The sequence below is a fragment of the Rhizobium sp. CF122 genome, from assembly GCF_000282035.1.
Taxonomy (GTDB): Bacteria; Pseudomonadota; Alphaproteobacteria; order Rhizobiales; family Rhizobiaceae; genus Rhizobium.
On the sequence record NZ_AKKA01000075.1, the window covers coordinates 86,231 to 102,427 of the forward strand.

Annotated in this window: 15 protein-coding genes; 10 read left to right on the forward strand and 5 right to left on the reverse strand. The window is 60.1% G+C overall.

Annotated elements, in window-relative coordinates:
- Positions 1–7: 7 nt before the first annotated feature.
- Together PMI09_RS17910 and argE are read right to left on the reverse strand one after the other, a co-directional pair.
- Positions 8–931 (reverse strand): 2-hydroxyacid dehydrogenase, encoded by a 924-nt coding sequence (locus PMI09_RS17910; RefSeq protein ID WP_007797279.1) that lies wholly within the window; start codon positions 929–931, stop codon positions 8–10.
- A gap of 19 nt (positions 932–950) precedes the next feature.
- Positions 951–2,075, reverse strand: a complete 1,125-nt coding sequence (gene argE, locus PMI09_RS17915) for an acetylornithine deacetylase (RefSeq protein WP_007797283.1) — start codon at positions 2,073–2,075, stop codon at positions 951–953.
- A gap of 237 nt (positions 2,076–2,312) precedes the next feature.
- Here argE and PMI09_RS17920 point away from each other — a divergent pair, with 237 nt between their 5' ends.
- The 4 genes from PMI09_RS17920 (at position 2,313) to PMI09_RS17935 (ending at position 5,146) form a co-directional block, all read left to right on the forward strand.
- Positions 2,313–3,206, forward strand: coding sequence for a GNAT family N-acetyltransferase (locus PMI09_RS17920; RefSeq protein WP_007797287.1), 894 nt, complete (start codon positions 2,313–2,315; stop codon positions 3,204–3,206).
- Between the two features lie 375 nt (positions 3,207–3,581).
- The gene (locus tag PMI09_RS17925; RefSeq protein ID WP_007797290.1) at positions 3,582–3,938 is read left to right on the forward strand and encodes an ArsR/SmtB family transcription factor; all 357 of its coding nucleotides are present in this window, start codon (positions 3,582–3,584) and stop codon (positions 3,936–3,938) included.
- The gene (locus PMI09_RS17930; RefSeq protein ID WP_007797293.1) at positions 3,922–4,425 is read left to right on the forward strand and encodes an SRPBCC family protein; all 504 of its coding nucleotides are present in this window, start codon (positions 3,922–3,924) and stop codon (positions 4,423–4,425) included. The genes PMI09_RS17925 and PMI09_RS17930 overlap by 17 nt, the downstream gene beginning before the upstream one ends.
- A gap of 211 nt (positions 4,426–4,636) precedes the next feature.
- Complete coding sequence (locus PMI09_RS17935) at positions 4,637–5,146, forward strand: hypothetical protein (RefSeq protein WP_007797296.1); 510 nt, start codon at positions 4,637–4,639, stop codon at positions 5,144–5,146.
- Between the two features lie 236 nt (positions 5,147–5,382).
- Here PMI09_RS17935 and PMI09_RS17940 read toward each other — a convergent pair whose 3' ends face one another.
- Positions 5,383–6,015, reverse strand: coding sequence for a tyrosine-type recombinase/integrase (locus tag PMI09_RS17940; RefSeq protein WP_007797300.1), 633 nt, complete (start codon positions 6,013–6,015; stop codon positions 5,383–5,385).
- A gap of 341 nt (positions 6,016–6,356) precedes the next feature.
- Here PMI09_RS17940 and PMI09_RS17945 point away from each other — a divergent pair, with 341 nt between their 5' ends.
- The 4 genes from PMI09_RS17945 (at position 6,357) to PMI09_RS17965 (ending at position 12,536) form a co-directional block, all read left to right on the forward strand.
- Positions 6,357–8,129, forward strand: coding sequence for an adenylate/guanylate cyclase domain-containing protein (locus PMI09_RS17945; RefSeq protein ID WP_007797302.1), 1,773 nt, complete (start codon positions 6,357–6,359; stop codon positions 8,127–8,129).
- 56 nt (positions 8,130–8,185) lie between these two features.
- A complete protein-coding gene (locus PMI09_RS17950) occupies positions 8,186–8,638 on the forward strand; it encodes a DUF3800 domain-containing protein (protein ID WP_157213387.1) in 453 nt (150 codons plus the stop codon).
- 747 nt (positions 8,639–9,385) lie between these two features.
- Positions 9,386–10,354, forward strand: a complete 969-nt coding sequence (locus PMI09_RS17960; protein WP_037083436.1) for a DMT family transporter — start codon at positions 9,386–9,388, stop codon at positions 10,352–10,354.
- A 400-nt stretch (positions 10,355–10,754) separates the two neighbouring features.
- A complete protein-coding gene (locus PMI09_RS17965) occupies positions 10,755–12,536 on the forward strand; it encodes an adenylate/guanylate cyclase domain-containing protein (RefSeq protein WP_007797311.1) in 1,782 nt (593 codons plus the stop codon).
- 122 nt (positions 12,537–12,658) lie between these two features.
- Here PMI09_RS17965 and PMI09_RS17970 read toward each other — a convergent pair whose 3' ends face one another.
- On the reverse strand, positions 12,659–13,339 hold the full coding sequence (locus tag PMI09_RS17970) for a peroxiredoxin-like family protein (RefSeq protein ID WP_007797314.1): 681 nt from the start codon (positions 13,337–13,339) through the stop codon (positions 12,659–12,661).
- A 935-nt stretch (positions 13,340–14,274) separates the two neighbouring features.
- Between PMI09_RS17970 and PMI09_RS17975 the strand changes: the two genes are divergently transcribed.
- A complete protein-coding gene (locus PMI09_RS17975) occupies positions 14,275–14,646 on the forward strand; it encodes a COG4315 family predicted lipoprotein (protein ID WP_007797316.1) in 372 nt (123 codons plus the stop codon).
- A gap of 191 nt (positions 14,647–14,837) precedes the next feature.
- Here the strand turns inward: PMI09_RS17975 and PMI09_RS17980 are convergent, their stop codons facing one another.
- Positions 14,838–15,182, reverse strand: coding sequence for an ArsR/SmtB family transcription factor (locus tag PMI09_RS17980; protein ID WP_007797321.1), 345 nt, complete (start codon positions 15,180–15,182; stop codon positions 14,838–14,840).
- Positions 15,183–15,290: 108 nt separating this feature from the next.
- Between PMI09_RS17980 and PMI09_RS17985 the strand changes: the two genes are divergently transcribed.
- Positions 15,291–16,037, forward strand: a complete 747-nt coding sequence (locus PMI09_RS17985) for a glucose 1-dehydrogenase (RefSeq protein ID WP_007797323.1) — start codon at positions 15,291–15,293, stop codon at positions 16,035–16,037.
- The last annotated feature ends 160 nt before the right edge of the window (positions 16,038–16,197 follow it).

The following is a 16,197-nucleotide window of genomic DNA, read 5'->3' on the forward strand; positions in this document are numbered from 1 at the left end:
TGAGAGCTTAATAGCCGCGGCCGCGATCGATGAGCCCGATGGGATCAAGTCCGCCTCGATGACGCTTGATGTTCTCGATCACGGCCTCGGCGGCTGTTTCCGGTTGGGTGACGCTTGCTATGTGCGGCGTCAGCAGGATTTTCGGGTGGCTCCAAAAGGGATGACCCGTTGACAGCGGTTCGGGATCAGTGACGTCGATGACAGCACCGGAGAGATGGCCGCTATCGAGCGCCCCGATCAGTGCTTCATGATCGAGCTGCGGCCCGCGGCCGACATGAACAAGTGCCGCGCCTGCCGGGAGCTTGGCGAAAAGGACGGAGTCGAGGAAACCGCGTGTCTCGTCAGTCAGGGGCAGGAGACAGATCAGAATGTCCGTGGAGCCGAGCAGCGCATGGAGCCCGTCTTTGCCATTGAGGCATCTGACGCCCTCAATTTCGTGCGGGCTACGGCTCCAGCCGGAAAGGGGAAAGCCGAAAGGCTTCAAGCGCTCCAGGACGGCGGTGGCGAGCATGCCGAGGCCAAGCACGCCGACGCGGCGTTGGGCCGCCTGGATCTGTGTGATGGCCTGCCACGATTGCCGCCGCTGCTGGTCGAGATAGGCGGGTAGATTGCGGTGCAGCGCGAGCACGGCAAGTGTCACATATTCCTGCATCATCCGGACGATGCCGTCCTCGACCATGCGTACGACCTTCACATGGGGCGGCACGGCCTCGATGCGGAACTGGTCGACGCCGGCGCCGATCGAGAAGAGGATTTCGAGGTTGCGATAGCGCGAGAGGTTTTCGGGAACCGTCCAGGTGATCAGGTAGCGCACCGCATCCGGATCGGCCGCCGCCGCATCGGTGGCGAAAGGAACGTCCGGAAGCTCACGCGAAAAAGCTTCGGCGAAAATCGCACCGCGTTTTGCGTCGGAATTGAAGAGGAAGGTCATCGCGCGTCTCCTTCTTGTCTCAGGCGCGGCAACATTCGCCGAGCCGCTCGATCATCGCCTGGCAGGCCAGGAGCTCATCGACGAGGATGAATTCGTCGGGCTTGTGGGCGCGGCCGATCTCGCCGGGGCCGCAGATGATCGCGTCGATGCCAGCCCGTTGGAAAAGTCCCGCCTCGGTGCCGTAGCTGACCGCGGGGAGAGACTCGAGACCGGTCAATTCTTCCAGCAGCCGCGCAAGCGGCGCATCAGGGCCGAGCGAAAGTGCCGGATAGGAGCTCAGTTCCTGCCATTCCACTTCGAAGCCGCGTTCCGACAGCGCCTCGGCGGCCTCTCGCATCGGCGCGAGCAGTTCCGCCGGATCGACGCCGGAAATTGCCCGTGCCTCGAACTCGGCCTCGCAGGTGTCCGGGATGATGTTGACCGCCTGGCCGCCCTTCACCGTGCCGATCTGCAGAGAGGAGTAGGGCGGCTCGAAAACATGCTCGAAAGGACCACGGGACAGTCGGTCGGCTTCGCCGATCGCCCGTGCGAAGACGCTTGCAATGGCATGGATGGCATTCAGTCCCATCTCGGGCCTCGACGAATGGCCGGAACGACCCTTGACCGTAAGTCTGGCGGCGGCCTTGCCCTTGTGGGCGCGGATCGCATGCAAGCTGCTCGGCTCGCCGATGATCGCGCCGAGCGGCGTTGCGCAGAGTTCCGGCAGGCGCGCGATCATATGTGGCACACCGCGGCAGCCCGCCTCCTCGTCATAGGAGAAGGCGAGGTGCAGCGGCCGGCGCAGGTGCATGTCGGCGAGCTTTGGCGCGACGGCGAGGGCAGCGGCCAAGAAACCCTTCATGTCGGTGGCGCCCCGCCCATAGAGTCGGCCCGCCTCTTGACGCACACGGAAGGGATCGCCCGTCCAGCCGCTTTCGGCCGCCGGAACGACGTCCATGTGACCCGAAAGAATATAGCCCGGCACCTCTTTCGGACCGATCGTGGCGAACAGGTTAGACCGATCGCCTTCCGGGCCGGGAAGCAGGGTGACGGCGATGCCGTGGTTTTGCAGATAGCTGCGGATCCAGGCAACGATGTCAGTATTGGGGGTGCTGACGACGGAGGGGAAGCTGACGAGCTTTTCGAGGATTTCCACTGCCTGCATTCTTGTCCTCATCCCGTTTCGCTGGGGTCGGCGCCGTCGATCATGCCAAGTACCTTAGAAGCCTATCCAGGCTTTAGATGCCGAAAGCGCGTCGGATTTAGAGGATTGTTGTGCGTCAGGCGGCTTCTCAAGTGAATTGTATCGAGCGCACCGTCCTAGTCTAAGGGATAGAAGTTGCCGTGGGCCGGTTGGAAATCGGGACGAGAGCAAGACGACGGCAGGGACGGGAGGCAAGGAGTGGACACACCGACATCCGAATCCAAAGTCATCGACAGTTTCGAAATGCGCATAGCCGGGATCGACAGCGCCGATCTCGAGCAACTGCACGCCCTGTCGGTTTCCGTCGGATGGCCGCTCCGCTCTGAGGACTTGCAGCTCCTGCGCGAGGTCGGCCGCGGCTATGTGGCGCTTGATGAAATCGGCAGGCTGACAGGTTCGGCCATGTGGTTTCCGCACGGTGATGATTTCGCGACCATAGGCATGGTAATTACTTCGCCGCGGCTGCAGACAAACGGCGCCGGGCGATGGCTAATGGACCACGTGCTTTCGGATTGCCATGGACGCGATCTAAGGCTCAATGCGACCAGGGCCGCCCGCCGCCTTTACCATTCCCTCGGTTTCCAGCCCGTACGGACCATATACCAATGCCAGGGCATCGCCCGCCGCCCGATCGACTTGATTACGCAAACGGAGCAACCTGAGGTCCGGCGGCTGGAGGGGGAGAACCTTGCCGCTGTCGTCGAGCTGGATGCAGGGGCATTCGGTGTTTCGAGGGCGGCGCTGATCGGCAAGCTCTTTGCACAATCCATAGGCTACGGCTTGGTTCGCGACGGTCGGCTGTGCGCTTTCGCGCTTTGCCGTCCGTTTGGCAGGGGGCATGTCATTGGCCCGGTCGTGGCAGAAACTGATGCGGACGCCGTCGCAGTGATACGGCAACATGTCTTCGCCCACGAAAATCAATTTCTGCGCCTCGATACACCAGTCGAGTCCGGCACTTTCGCCACATTCCTCTCGCAATCCGGCCTGACGGTCTTCGACACAGTGCTCGCAATGTCCCGGCGGGGCAAAGGCGACGCGGCCGTAGTACCAGGACCGAACCTGTGCGGGCTGGCGAGCCACGCGCTTGGCTGAGCCTTTACGGCTTCTGCAATGGCAAGATCACACGCGTTCAAGCCTCGCAGCGACTTTGGTCGTCGGATTGGATGTCCCCGTTACTTCAGTCGAGTGCCGGCGCGCTCGAGCACGCGGCGCGGGTTCTCCAGACGGCGCGGAAGCAGGCTCCCTCTGCTTTCGGTGATTGGCGGCTTAGGGGCCGTTAGCCGGCGGGCTGCTTTCGGAGAGCAGGCGTTGAAAGCTGACATTCGTTCATTAGCGGCTCGAAGGTCCGCTTTTGACCCCGCAGCAGACGATTTTTTGCTGCCGCCGCCGCGGTGCATGACCTCGGATGACCGGTCTACGGCATGGAAGCTTGCGCTTCCTGCGCGAGCAGGTTATACACTGAACTAGATGGTTCAGTATTTAAGTCCTCCCCTCGATCTCTCGTTTGCGGCGCTGTCCGATGCGACCCGCCGCGGGATCATCGATCAGCTTGGGCGAGGGGACGCGTCGATCACCAGTCTCGCGGATAAGTTCCAGATGACGCTGACCGGCATGAAGAAGCACGTCCAGGTTCTCGAGCGGGCGGGGCTCGTCGTCACGCAGAAGGTCGGACGGGTGAGAACCTGCAAGCTTGGGAAACACGGCCTCAAGGCGGAGGCCGAGTGGATCGAGGCGCATCGCAAGCTCTTCGAGGCCCGCTTCGAAGCATTGGACGAAATCATCAGCGAAATGAAACAGGAGGGAAGCGATGACACAGCAAGTTAACAGTGTAGGTGGAGCGCAGAACCGCACGTCAGTCGAGCGCAGAGGGGATCGCGAACTCGTCGTAACGCGGACATTCAATGCGCCGCCGAGCACGGTTTACAGGGCGTGGAGCCAGCCCGAGCTGTTCCAGCGCTGGTGGGTGCCAAAATCGGTGTCCGGCGTTTCGCTCGTATCGTGCGATATGGACGTCCGTACCGGCGGCAAATATCGGCTGGAATTCGGCGCCGGCGGTTCGGACACCATGGCCTTCTATGGCAAGTATCTCGAGGTGGTGCCGAACGAGCGCATCGTCTGGACCAACGACGAGGGCGAAGAGGGCGCGATCACGACCGTGACCTTCGAGGACCAAGGCGGGAGGACACTAGTGAATTTCCACGAAGTCTATCCATCCAAGGAGGCGCTTGAGGAAGCACTACAGGGCTCGGCGGCCGCATTACCGGAGCAGTTGGATCAGCTCGACGAATTGCTTTCCAGCATAGGCGAGTAGCGCGGGTCGGGAAACTCGCCTCGAGGGAACGTCTGCTCTTGGGAAGTGACCCCACCGGCCTTTCTGGCCGGAGCGGGCGCGCGTATCCGTCAGACATTCGCCGCTAATTCGAAAAGTACCGAAAGCTACCTTGATCAGGTTAGTTCGTTGGCGAAGCGTTCCCGGGTAGAGTGTCTTCTCACCAGATCGAAGGCCATGATAAGCGGCGTCTATGGGAATCAAGAACTATCTGATCGAAGGCGGTTCCGGCACTGGGAAAACGTCTGTCGCTACCGAACTGGAGCGGCGGGGCTACCATGTCGTCCATGGTGACCGGGTCTTGGCCTATGTCGGCGACCCCGAGACGGGCCAGGCACTCGCAGGACCACCCGAAGGCGCCGACCGCATCGTTTGGGGATACGCCCACTGGATCTGGCCTGTTGACAAGGTCCGCGCTATTGCTGCCGACACCACCCATCCTGCCACCTTCCTCTGTGGCGGCTCGCGCAATTTCCACAAATTCCTGGACCTATTCGACAAGGTTTTCGTGCTCGATATAGACGTTGAGACGTTGAACCGACGATTAGATGGGCGGCCGAATGAGCCGGGCTTCGAGCCGGCCGAGCGGGCGCTGGTGCTGCGCTACCATCATACCCGGGAATATCTTCCCATCGGCGTCAATATCGACACGACGGGTTCCGTCCCAAGTGTCGTCGACGATATCCTCGCTCAACTCACCTGACGCCCTGAAAGTATTGAGAATGGGATGGGAAGCACTCAATTATTGAGGGAACGCTAGCCGCCTGAACGGCTCACAGGCGGCATTATCGCTTTCGTAGTCGACCGGCAGCTGTCAGAACGAGAAACCGGGTGTCTTAACGACCGACAAGCAGGCGCATAGCGGCTCGGTCGCAATCTTTGGAATTGAGAAAGTTTCGTTGACACGTGCAGCCCCACTGTGCGCGGGGCCGTACGCGCTCAGATCTCAGTGTGCTCAGCTAGTTCCAGTGCATCCTCAATGTCCACGCCGAGGTACTTGACCGTATTTTCGATCTTGGTGTGCCCCAACAGGATTTGGATCGCGCGAAGATTGCCTGTCGCCTTGTAGATCATTGCGGCCTTCGTGCGCCGAAGCGAGTGCGTGCCGTAGTCTTCGCGTCGTAGGCCAATTGCGGTCGCCCATTCATCGACCAATCGGGCATACTGGCGAGTACTCAGATGATCGGTGTGGTCGACTCGACTGGGAAAGGCGTAATCGTCAACTGTTTCACCTCGCCGTTTAAGCCATGTAAGCAAACTTGCCCTCACCTCCGCCGTGATTTCGAACTGAACCGGACGGCCGGTCTTTTGCTGGACGACCATGGCTCGAGTTCGAATTTCCGTTCCTGTCACGAGACTCCCGATTTTCATTTTCACGAGATCGCAACCACGCAGCTTACTGTCGATTGCGAGATCAAACAACGCACGATCTCTCAGGCGCCCCTCCCTATCAAGGAAGAAGCGGATCGCCCAAATCTGGCGCTGTTTCAGCGGCTTCTTGACACCGACCTTTCGGCCGGCGTTCCACGCCGGACGGCCCAGGGCGGTAGGATTGTATTGTGCAATACCCATTTCAGTTCTCCTTCGGCCAACATTGGCCGTTAGGAGAACGCATGGGCGCAAGGATTGAGGGGCCGAAAAACGGACCGGCAACTTCGGGCTGCGGATCTTCAAAGAGCGGACATTCGGGTGGGCGCGGACATCGTCGTGACCTGATCCTGAGTGGGCTTTCGGAACGACCGCGTCGAACGGCCGGGAGCCTGACAGAGCAGTCATTGCGTGGGGCTACACCTCGGCTGCGTCCACATGAGCCACGGCCGACTCGATCTCAACTAAGATCGCTCTGAGCAGCGGCTCAAAGTTCTTTCTTGCCTTCTTTCTCCCTGCTATCGTGGAAGTGAGGAGACGGCGCCATGAGCGAGACCCGAAAGCTGGCTGCAATCCTGGCCGCTGACGTGGTTGGGTACAGCCGGCTTGCCGGCGCCGACGAGGACCGCATCCTGGCGAGGTTGCGGGCACTGCGCAGCGACCTCATCGATCCGACGATCGCCGTGCACCATGGCCGGGTGGTGAAGCGAACCGGCGATGGTGCCTTGGTCGAGTTCCGTAGCGTGGTGGACGCCGTGCGCTGCGCCATTGAGGTGCAGAACGGTATGGTGGAGCGTAATGACGGCGTGCCGCAGGACCGTCGCATCGAATTCCGGATCGGTATCCATTTGGGCGACGTGGTCGAGGAAAGCGACGGCGATCTGATGGGCGACGGCGTCAACATCGCCTCGCGATTAGAGGGCGTCGCCGCGGCGGGCGCGATCTGCCTGTCCGAGGATGCCTATCGCCAAGTCAAGGCGAGGCTCGACCTCTCGGTCAGCGATCTCGGCAACACGCAACTCAAGAACATCGCCGAGCCGATCCGGGTCTATTCACTGCAAGTCGGCAGCGCCGGGACCAAGGCAGCCGCGAGCTCGGAAACGCCGACGAGCCAACCGGCGACGGCAGTGTCACCGAAGCTGTCGATCGCCGTCCTACCCTTCGCCAACATGAGCGGTGACGCTGAACAGGACTACTTCGCCGACGGCATCTCGGAAGACATCATTACGGCGCTATCGAAGCTGTCGCAGCTCTTCGTCATCGCCCGCAATTCGTCGTTCACTTTCAAGGGCAAGAACGTCCATATGCAGGAGGTGGGCACGAAGCTCGGCGTGCGGCATGTACTTGAGGGCAGCGTACGCAAATCGGGGAACAGGGTACGCATAACCGCGCAGCTCATCGACGCGACCACCGGCGGGCATCTATGGGCGGAGAGGTTCGATCGCGAGCTCACCGACATATTCGCGGTTCAGGACGATGTCACGCAGCAGATCGTCGACGCGCTGGCGGTCAACCTGACAGAGGGCGATCGGAAAAGACTGGCGCCGGGGCAGACCCGGCACCCTGAGGCGTATGACTGCTTCTTGCGCGGCCGGGAGCTGTGGCACCGGCTGACGAAGCAAACGAACAGCGACGCTCGCGACCTTTTGCAACGTGCCGTTGAACTTGACCCGAGGTTCGCCTCAGCGCACGCCTTCCTCGCCCTTACCCACGGGCTCGACTACCTCAACCGGTGGAGCGCGTCGCCGCAGCGCTCTATCGAGCAAGCCGAAGAGGCTGCGACGCTCGCGGTAGCGCGGGACGATAGCGATCCCGTGGCGCACTGGGCACTGAGTGTGGTCAAGCTTTACTCGCGACAGCACGATAGAGCCATCAGCGAGGCCGAACGCGCGATAGTCCTCAATCCGAACTTCGCCGAAGGGCAGGTTAGCCTCGGCGAGGCACTAATCTATTCAGGCAGATCCGAGGAGGCACTCGCCTATTTCGATCGGGCGAGGGTCCTGAACCCGTACTTTCCGGATGTCGTTCTCCACTTTCAGGCCTTGGCCTTGTTTCAACTGCGAAGATACGAAGAGGCCGTCGAACTGTTGCTGCAGCGCGTGAGCCGCAACCCCGTCACCGATGTCTCGCGCGCGCTTCTGGCCGCTTGTTACGGGCACCTCGGCCGTTTCGAAGAGGCTCGCGCGAGGTGGCAAGAGGTGCTGCGCGTCAACCCCGACTACTCATTGGAATACCGTCGCAAAGTCTTGCCCTTCAAGAACCCCGCCGATTTCGAGCTTGTCTTGGAGGGGCTGCGCAATGCCGGGGTCGTACAATGACGGGTGAATATGTCCGATCTCGATCCTGTTGCGCGTGGGACGCTATCGCCCAAGGCATGAAGCTGCGCGTGCATCCTGAGCGCTGCAACAAGGCTGAAGATGCGAACCTGGAGGGCTACTACAAAGCTCTAAAGGCGGAGGGAATGCCGTTCGCTAAGGACAATTCCGATAAGTACGGCCCCTTGACCCCCGAGCAGTTGACCCAGACGCTCTACGAGTTCAAGACCAAGCAGAAGACTTCGCCGATGGCGCAACTGGCGGATCTTTATCTATGGCCGATCTGCATGGGCGGCTATCACGCCAGCAATCGTCCTTACCAGCGCCTGACGGACGACGGAAAGCTGATTGACTGCCATATCAGGAAGACGAGCGGCCGATGCTCGGATCCAAATATAGCTGCTTTGAGAATGTCGAACGGAAGGCCTAAAACTCAAAAAGCCTCCGACGTTTCCGTCGAGGCTTTTGGGCGACCGCAAAGGCGATCTCGTGGGCCAGGCCCGACCGAATAACTATCGTACCCCATGATTTGTTGCAAGGAATTTTTCGTTAAACCGAATTAACCTGACGGCGGTAACGAACGCTACATTCGTCGAAATCATGTACGAACCGGCATCGCTCGTTCCCTCGGAACCTATCACCAAGCCGCTGTTGTTGTCGACATCCCACCGCGCGATGACGCCCACCGTCACCGTCCGCGTGACTGCCGCTTCGTCGATGACAAGCTCGATCCCGACCACCGTGCCCGTAGGATGGCCTTTGGAAGACTATGATGTGCGATCCGGCACAGCAGGCTGCGATGTTGATGGTTTACGGGCATTCGCTCTCGTGTCTTAGTATTCCGACGAGAAGTATCCGGTATGATCACAAGCCAACTACGGATGAGCGCCAGCTCACTTATAGCTGCATTCCTAGGCCGATTTCATGTCAGCTTCTAGGTACTTTCGGATACGGCGCGAACGGCGAAAATTCGAGGGCGCAAAGCGGTCTCTCGCTGACGACTGCTTTCGGGCCCGTTGCTGACATCGTTGAATAATCGCGGGTTCCCGTTGACGCCGAGGATGCAAAACCTCGGCACGGCTATCCGATGGACGAGCATCGAGAGGGTGGTTCTCATTTTCACCGAGTACCGGCGAGGGCTCGCGGCCGGTAAATTCCGCTCATTCAGCTGTGGGCTCTCTTGGTTGCCAACCGACGATGTCGGGGGTCAAAGCGATCAAGGAGCGGCGTCAGCGATGCACTTCAAAAGGGTGACCACTATGGACAGGCTTTTCTATGTTGGTGTGTTGGCCGCTCTCTTTGCGGCTTTTGCCTTTTCGCTTAACTTCGTTGTGCCCTTCATAATCGGTGACTATTCCACCTTCGATTTTGCCCTCATCCGTCATGTTGTCTCAGCTCTCGTAGGACTTTGCGTCCTGTCATTGGAGAAGCGCGTGGTGCGACATCTCACGCTCCGGAACTGTCTGTCGGCTATCTGGCTCGCCTTCATCGGATATGTCGGCTACTTCCTGACCGTGACGGGAGCGGCCATCTATGCCGGTCCGGTAATCGCTCCAGCCTTTCTCGGCCTAGTACCAATCGTACTGATGGTCATTGGTAATCAACGTCAGGGATCGCTGCCGTGGCGAACCCTTATGATGCCTCTCGCGCTGGTGCTGGTCGGCCTGGTTCTCGTCAATGGTACGGCATTCACGGCCGAAGGATTGAACTCGGTCCGATCATTGTGGGTTGGCGTGCCGCTAGCGCTTGCTGCCGTCGGACTTTGGGTCTGGTTCGCCCTCGCCAATCAGGCTGCACTCGCCGCTCGACCAAAAATGCCTTCCGGTGTTTGGTCGGCGTTGATACTGGTGGGGGGCGGCGTCCTGATGCTGGCGTTCTATCCTGTCGGGGCTGCAATGGGCCTCTTCCGTCTTCCAACGATAGGCTTCGGCTGGAGCACTGCGGGCAACCTATATGTTTGGGGTACAACTTTCGCGCTGTTGGCAACTGTGTGCGGCGTTTGGGCTTGGAACATTGCGTCACGAAGCCTGCCGGTTGCATTAGCCGCGCAATTGATCGTCTCGGAAACAGCCTTTGGGGTAATCGGAGGGCTTATCGTGCATGCGCGTTGGCCAACTCCGATTGAAGGCACTGGCGTCGTAGTTCTGATCGCCGGCGTTGTTCTGTCAGTGCGCATTTTCTATGATTCCCAGGTCACATCGGGAAAGGCATTGCTTGCGCACGAGTGAAACAGCGGATGCAGGAACGAATAACAGGCGCTAGTGTCGAGTTTCAACCAAGTTCAGCGCAATGACCGCAGTTGGCGTTTTGCGGAAGAAGACCCGCCTTCTCCAACGACAGGCCGACAGCAATGGTCATTCCCCGTGACCATCGCGATCATCTGAGCGATCTCGTAACGCGGTCGAACTTGACAACCTTGCAGGCAGCGTTGACCTGCCAGAGGTGACCATAATGGGGAACTTATAGTTATTGCCCCGCGCTGTCGCCTCGAAATCGATGAGCACGAAGAGACCTTGTCACCGCCGTTGAAGAACGGATGCGGTTGTTCCACGCGATTGGCGCGTCCCCGTTAGTCGGAGTGGCTCTGTCCGGGCTGTGGTGGTAGGCTAGAGTGTGGGAGGCGCGCCCATGAGCGAGGCCCGAAAGATCGCAGCGATCCTAGTGTCGGATGTGGTCGGTTACAGCCGGCTCGCCGGCGCGGACGAGGATCGTATCCTGGCGCGGCTGCGGGCTTTGCGCAGCGATCTCATCGACCCTACGATCGCCGTGTATCACGGCCGCGTGGTCAAGCGCACCGGCGACGGCAGTCTTGTAGAATTCCGCAGCGTTGTCGATGCCGTGCGTTGCGCCATCGAGGTGCAGAACAGCATGATCGAGCGCAATGCCGGCCTGCCGGCTGAGCGGCGGATTGAGTTCCGCGTCGGCATCCATCTGGGCGATGTCGTCGAAGAAAGCGACGGCGATCTTATGGGTGATGGCGTCAATATCGCTGCCCGCCTGCAAGGAATTTGCGATCCCGGCGGCATCTGCCTCTCCGAACAGGCGTACTGGCAGGTCAAGGCAAGGCTTGATCTCGCAATCAACGATCGCGGCGACGTGCAGCTCAAGAACATCAACGAGCCGGTCCACGTCTATTCGCTGCTGGTCGGTATCCCCACCCAGGCGAAGCCTGCAACGCCAGCGGACAGCGCAGGACCGGAAAAGTCTTCGACGCGGCTCGCGCTGCCCGACAAACCCTCGATCGCGGTCCTGCCGTTCCAGAACATGAGCGGTGACCCGGAGCAGGAGTATTTTGCCGACGGCATGGTGGAAGACATCATCACTGGGCTGTCGCGGATCAAATGGCTGTTCGTGATCGCGCGGAACTCGAGCTTTGTCTATAAGGGAAAGGCCGTGGATGTCCGGCAGGTTGGGCGCGAGCTTGGCGTGCGCTATGTGTTGGAGGGCGGTGTGCGCAACGCGGGCAACCGATTGCGCATCACTGCCCAGCTTGTCGAAGCTGAGACCGGAGCGCATCTGTGGGCCGACAGATACGACGGCGCGCGGGAGGATGTCTTCGACCTACAGGACCAGATCACTGAAAAGGTGGTGGGCATCGTCGAGCCGAGCCTGCAGCGATCGGAGATCGAGCGTGCTCGGCAAAAGCGCCCTGAAAACCTTGACGCCTATGACCTCTATCTGCGCGCCGTCCCCCACATGGCAACGGTGATGCCCGCCGACGCCAAGGTCGCTGCCGGGCTTCTGGAGGATGCGCTAGGCCTGGACCCGAACTACGCCGCCGCCCATGCGCGCCTTGCCTGGTGCCACGAGATCTTCTTCACGCGGGGCGGCTTCGACGAGGCCGACAAGGTCGCCGGGATCGGGCACGCACGCTCCGTGATTGCGAGCGGCACCGACGACGCGGCGGCATTGGCCATCGCCGCCTTTGCGATCTTTATGCTGGGCAAGGATCAGGAAGCGGCGTTGAACGCAGCCGAGCGCGCCCTGTCTTTGAATTCCTCCTGCGCTACCGCGCTCTATTTCGGCTCCGTCCTCTACGCCTTTGCCGGTCTACCCGCCAAGGCGACCTCCAATGCCGAACGCGCGCTAAGGCTCAGCCCGTTCGATCCGATGGCCTATGCGGCGCATTTGGCGCTCGGAACAGCGGCTATCCAGCAGGAGCGATACGACGAGGCGGTAGCGCATTGCGCGAGGGCCGCTCAGGCAAATCCCCGGTTCAGTACGCTTTATTTCTTTCAGGCTGCTGCGTTGGCGCTCGCTGGCCGCCAGGAGGAAGCACGGCCGGCCGTGCAGCGATTGCTCGAACTGGAGCCAGGGTTTCGGCTCCGCGTGTTCTTCGAACTGGGGATGGTGCGGGCAATCGCCGACAGGTTTGCGGACGGGGCGCGCATGCTGGGCTTGCCGGAGTAGCCGGCTTCAGCGGAAAGTTCACCGGAAGGGCAAGTCGCTCCGAGATGGCGTCAATCCTCACCATTAGCCGTCAAAGTCATTCCCGCCCGATGACGTGATACACGCCTGACAATGCTACGCCTTCAGTGTCGGAGGCTACCGGCAGCGGCGAGCATCTCCGCCGCGTTTGGAAAGATGCAGAGGCTGTTCGGCCCGTCGCGCGCTTCAATTTGCACCCAGCGAACGATGCCGTCGGCGTCGATGAGGAAGTGCCCGACAAGCTGTGTGGGGTGGCTTGCGAAGATGGCATGATCAACTTCATTAAGCTCGAAGCCGTCCTTGGCGTTGAGCAAGGCATTGGCCGCCATCGGATGTAGCGCTTCCGGCAATTCGCCCGTCGGGTTAATGCGAGCGGCCTCGAATTGCTCCATGCTTGCCCGATAGGGCCATACAGGCTGTTCGTGGCTGCCTTCGGGCAGGAAGTTGCCGCGCGGCACGCCGAAGGCCCGGTGCGTGGAGCAATCCTGGTCACATAGGAGCACGGCCGGCGTCGGCCGGTGCCCGAAATATATGCGGGCGCGCTCCACCGGCGTGTTGATCACGGCAACAGTTTCCACCCCCGCGGCGCGCAGGGCAGGCTGTAGGCCACCGAGCTGTCCCACCTGACGCCGGCAGAACGGGCAGTGCAACCCGCGGAAGAAGGCAATCAGAAACGGGTGACCGTGGAGGCTGGCGAGCGAAACCGTTCCTTTTTGATTTGCCGACGGAAGTGCGAAGGCGGGCGCGTATTCCCCTGGTTGCAGCGGGCGTATCGGGTCTCCCATGGCATCTGTCCTTTGCTAGGCGTTCAGGTGAATGCTGGGCTTGATCTAAGTCCGACACCTATCACGCCACGGCACCACTCGCTATGTTCACGGTGCAAATCAGCTGCGCGTGGGAACCTTCAGAAGTCTTGCGACGGCGGCATGTCCCACCGCCCAAACCGGCCACCGACCAACAAAGAACTGCGTAAAAATCACATGAGTTTTTTAATGCGCTATAGTTTTCTGTCGATTACTCTTTGCCTGGAGTTGTGTTTTAGGTGGCGATTGTGATGAGGACGACCTTCCAAATAAAGTTGCAAGCACGGCCGTTGGGATGAACGCAAGTTGGCGACTGATCTCATTGCACATCCTGCTATGGACGGCGCTCGCTTTAGCTGCGTACAACACCGCAGGAGCCTATAAGCTCGCGAGTTGCTGGCACATCCTCCTTGTTTATATTCCGCCTCTCAATATCCTGTTCCTGCTGTTTGCCATCTATAGCTTAGCGGTTCTATTATCGTCAGTTTCTCGTCCGTCGATGCGTGCACAGCCACGTTTTTTAGGAGCGTGTCACGGGACGATACTCACAGTGGGAATGGTAGGATGTAACTTAGCCGCTGTGTCGGCAGCCGGTCAGGTAAACTGCCTCTGGGACCGACTGCAATTGGCGCGAAGCTGCCCCTAGAAAATCGCGCCTCCGTGTCGGCTTTGGGGCCGATGGACGACCGTCCGCTGCCAGGTCACCTAATACGAAAAGCGGACATATGAGCTCTTGCACCGAGGTCTGGGATCGGCCTTTTTCCGGACATACACTCACGCATTCTTCGGGAACAAGATTGACCCTGGCCTGTCGTGTCGTCCCCCATGGGCGGAACCGCTTTCATAGTTGGGCGTTTTTGTCAGTTAGATCGGGTACCGCTGGCATTCCGCCGGCACTGCCGAATGGGAGAAAAATCATGAGAACGATATTGATCGCGATAGGTGCGTTAACTGCTTTAACCGGGTCTGCTTTTGCGGCCGAGCCGGCCAAGATGGTCGAGACGAAAATGGGCAAGGTCCTGGCCACTGAAAAAGGCATGGTGCTTTACACCTTCGACAAAGATACAAAAGGCAAATCCAACTGCGATAGCGATTGCCTGAAGAAGTGGCCGGCGTTCCACGCTGGAGCCAAGGCCAAGGCGGAAGGCGAATGGTCTCTAGTCAAAGCTGCGGATGGCAAAGAGATGTGGGCCTATGAGGGTAAGCCGCTTTACACCTATGTCGAGGATAAGAAAGCCGGTGAAGCCAACGGCGATGGCGTTGGAGGAGTGTGGCACGTGGCCAAATAGGTCACCGGCGACGGTTCGAATGGGCGGTCGTCGGATCGCCCTGAACCCCAAGACCAACTTCTGGAACGACCTATCTCTCTCTGTGGCTTCGCCGACAAACCCACCTGTCCGATGACCGCTGGCAATCATTGTGATCGACTGAATTGTGCAACAGCAACGGAGGGACAGCTCGCCAGCGGGTCATATAGCTGTCAATCCGCCTTCGCCTCTCTGGGAAGCCATCCGTAAGCACTCAGAATGGCCATAGCGAGACCTGGAAAGCGTTCATCCAATTCCGAGCAGCGCGAATGGTTACGCATTTCCACGCCCTGACGCTCGCAGCGGATAAGGCCGGCCTCGCGCAGCACTTTGATGTGGTTTGATAGCGATGACTTGGGGATTACGCGCTCGCGCATGTTGGCAAGCGCAGCGCACGTCCCGCCGGAGCCGCCGCCCGCAATTTGCGCGAATATCGCCGCGCGTTCCGGATCGGAGAGGGCATGCAGGATCGCTTCAGGCCGTACGTCCTCTATTGCTGGATGAAAGAGCGGTCTCATGATTTTTTGTATATGGGGGCTTGAAACCAAGATCAACAGTTCCGAACTTCCGAACTATGGAACAATGCCGCCAATTCCGACGGCACTCCGAGTTGAAAGGAATGCGCCATGGGTAAGCTCGCTGGAAAAGTTGCCGTCGTGACGGGGGGCTCCAAAGGCATCGGTGCTGCGATTGCCAAGGCACTCGCATCGGAAGGTGCACAGGTGGTGGTGAACTACGCTTCGAGTAAGGCGGGGGCGGACGCGGTGGTCCAGACGATCACGGAGGCCGGTGGCAAAGCCATCGCGGTCCAGGGCGACGTTTCGAAGGCCGAACAGGCGCAGGGACTGGTGGACGCTGCGGTCAAGGAATTCGGCCAGCTCGACGTGCTGGTCAACAACTCCGGGGTCTACGAATTCGCGCCGATCGAGCAGGTGACCGAGGAACAGTATCGTCGCATGTTCGACGTGAACGTTCTGGGCGTTCTGCTGAGCACCCAAGCCGCGCTCAAGCATCTCGGTGAGGGCGGCAGCGTCATCAACATCTCGTCGGCGGCGACCAGTCTGGCTCCGCCAGCTTCCAGCGTCTACACCGGGACCAAGGGCGCATTGGACAGCATCACCAGCGTGCTTGCCAATGAGCTGGGCCCGCGCAAAATCCGGGTCAACGCGATCCTCCCGGGCATCGTCGAGACTGAGGGTACCCACACCGCGGGGTTCATCGGCTCGGATTTCGAGCGCAGCGCAGTGACCCAGACTCCGCTCGGCCGCATCGGCCAGCCGGACGACATTGCTGGCGTCGCTGTCTTCCTCGCTTCCGACGATGCCCGCTGGCTGACCGGCGAGCGATTGGTCGCCAGCGGCGGTTTTCGCTAATGATCCGTCGATGTTGTGCGTGCTCCTCACGGGGCACGCTCAACGCCTCTCCGGATCTCGTCATCTCGCCAACCAAGATGGTTTAGGTGACGATCCTGCGTTCGCGCATATTCTCGCGAAACCCAGATAATGCGGTGGCTGGAGACGGCGCTCGGGATTG

Excerpts from the sequence above, each read along its gene's own strand:
- PMI09_RS17910 (WP_007797279.1), bottom strand. The coding sequence starts at position 931 with ATGACCTTCCTCTTCAATTCCGACGCAAAACGCGGTGCGATTTTCGCC.
- argE (WP_007797283.1), bottom strand. The coding sequence starts at position 2,075 with ATGCAGGCAGTGGAAATCCTCGAAAAGCTCGTCAGCTTCCCCTCCGTC.
- PMI09_RS17925 (WP_007797290.1), top strand. The coding sequence starts at position 3,582 with ATGGTTCAGTATTTAAGTCCTCCCCTCGATCTCTCGTTTGCGGCGCTG.
- PMI09_RS17930 (WP_007797293.1), top strand. The coding sequence starts at position 3,922 with ATGACACAGCAAGTTAACAGTGTAGGTGGAGCGCAGAACCGCACGTCA.
- PMI09_RS17935 (WP_007797296.1), top strand. The coding sequence starts at position 4,637 with ATGGGAATCAAGAACTATCTGATCGAAGGCGGTTCCGGCACTGGGAAA.
- PMI09_RS17940 (WP_007797300.1), bottom strand. The coding sequence starts at position 6,015 with ATGGGTATTGCACAATACAATCCTACCGCCCTGGGCCGTCCGGCGTGG.
- PMI09_RS17945 (WP_007797302.1), top strand. The coding sequence starts at position 6,357 with ATGAGCGAGACCCGAAAGCTGGCTGCAATCCTGGCCGCTGACGTGGTT.
- PMI09_RS17950 (WP_157213387.1), top strand. The coding sequence starts at position 8,186 with ATGAAGCTGCGCGTGCATCCTGAGCGCTGCAACAAGGCTGAAGATGCG.
- PMI09_RS17960 (WP_037083436.1), top strand. The coding sequence starts at position 9,386 with ATGGACAGGCTTTTCTATGTTGGTGTGTTGGCCGCTCTCTTTGCGGCT.
- PMI09_RS17965 (WP_007797311.1), top strand. The coding sequence starts at position 10,755 with ATGAGCGAGGCCCGAAAGATCGCAGCGATCCTAGTGTCGGATGTGGTC.
- PMI09_RS17970 (WP_007797314.1), bottom strand. The coding sequence starts at position 13,339 with ATGGGAGACCCGATACGCCCGCTGCAACCAGGGGAATACGCGCCCGCC.
- PMI09_RS17975 (WP_007797316.1), top strand. The coding sequence starts at position 14,275 with ATGAGAACGATATTGATCGCGATAGGTGCGTTAACTGCTTTAACCGGG.
- PMI09_RS17980 (WP_007797321.1), bottom strand. The coding sequence starts at position 15,182 with ATGAGACCGCTCTTTCATCCAGCAATAGAGGACGTACGGCCTGAAGCG.
- PMI09_RS17985 (WP_007797323.1), top strand. The coding sequence starts at position 15,291 with ATGGGTAAGCTCGCTGGAAAAGTTGCCGTCGTGACGGGGGGCTCCAAA.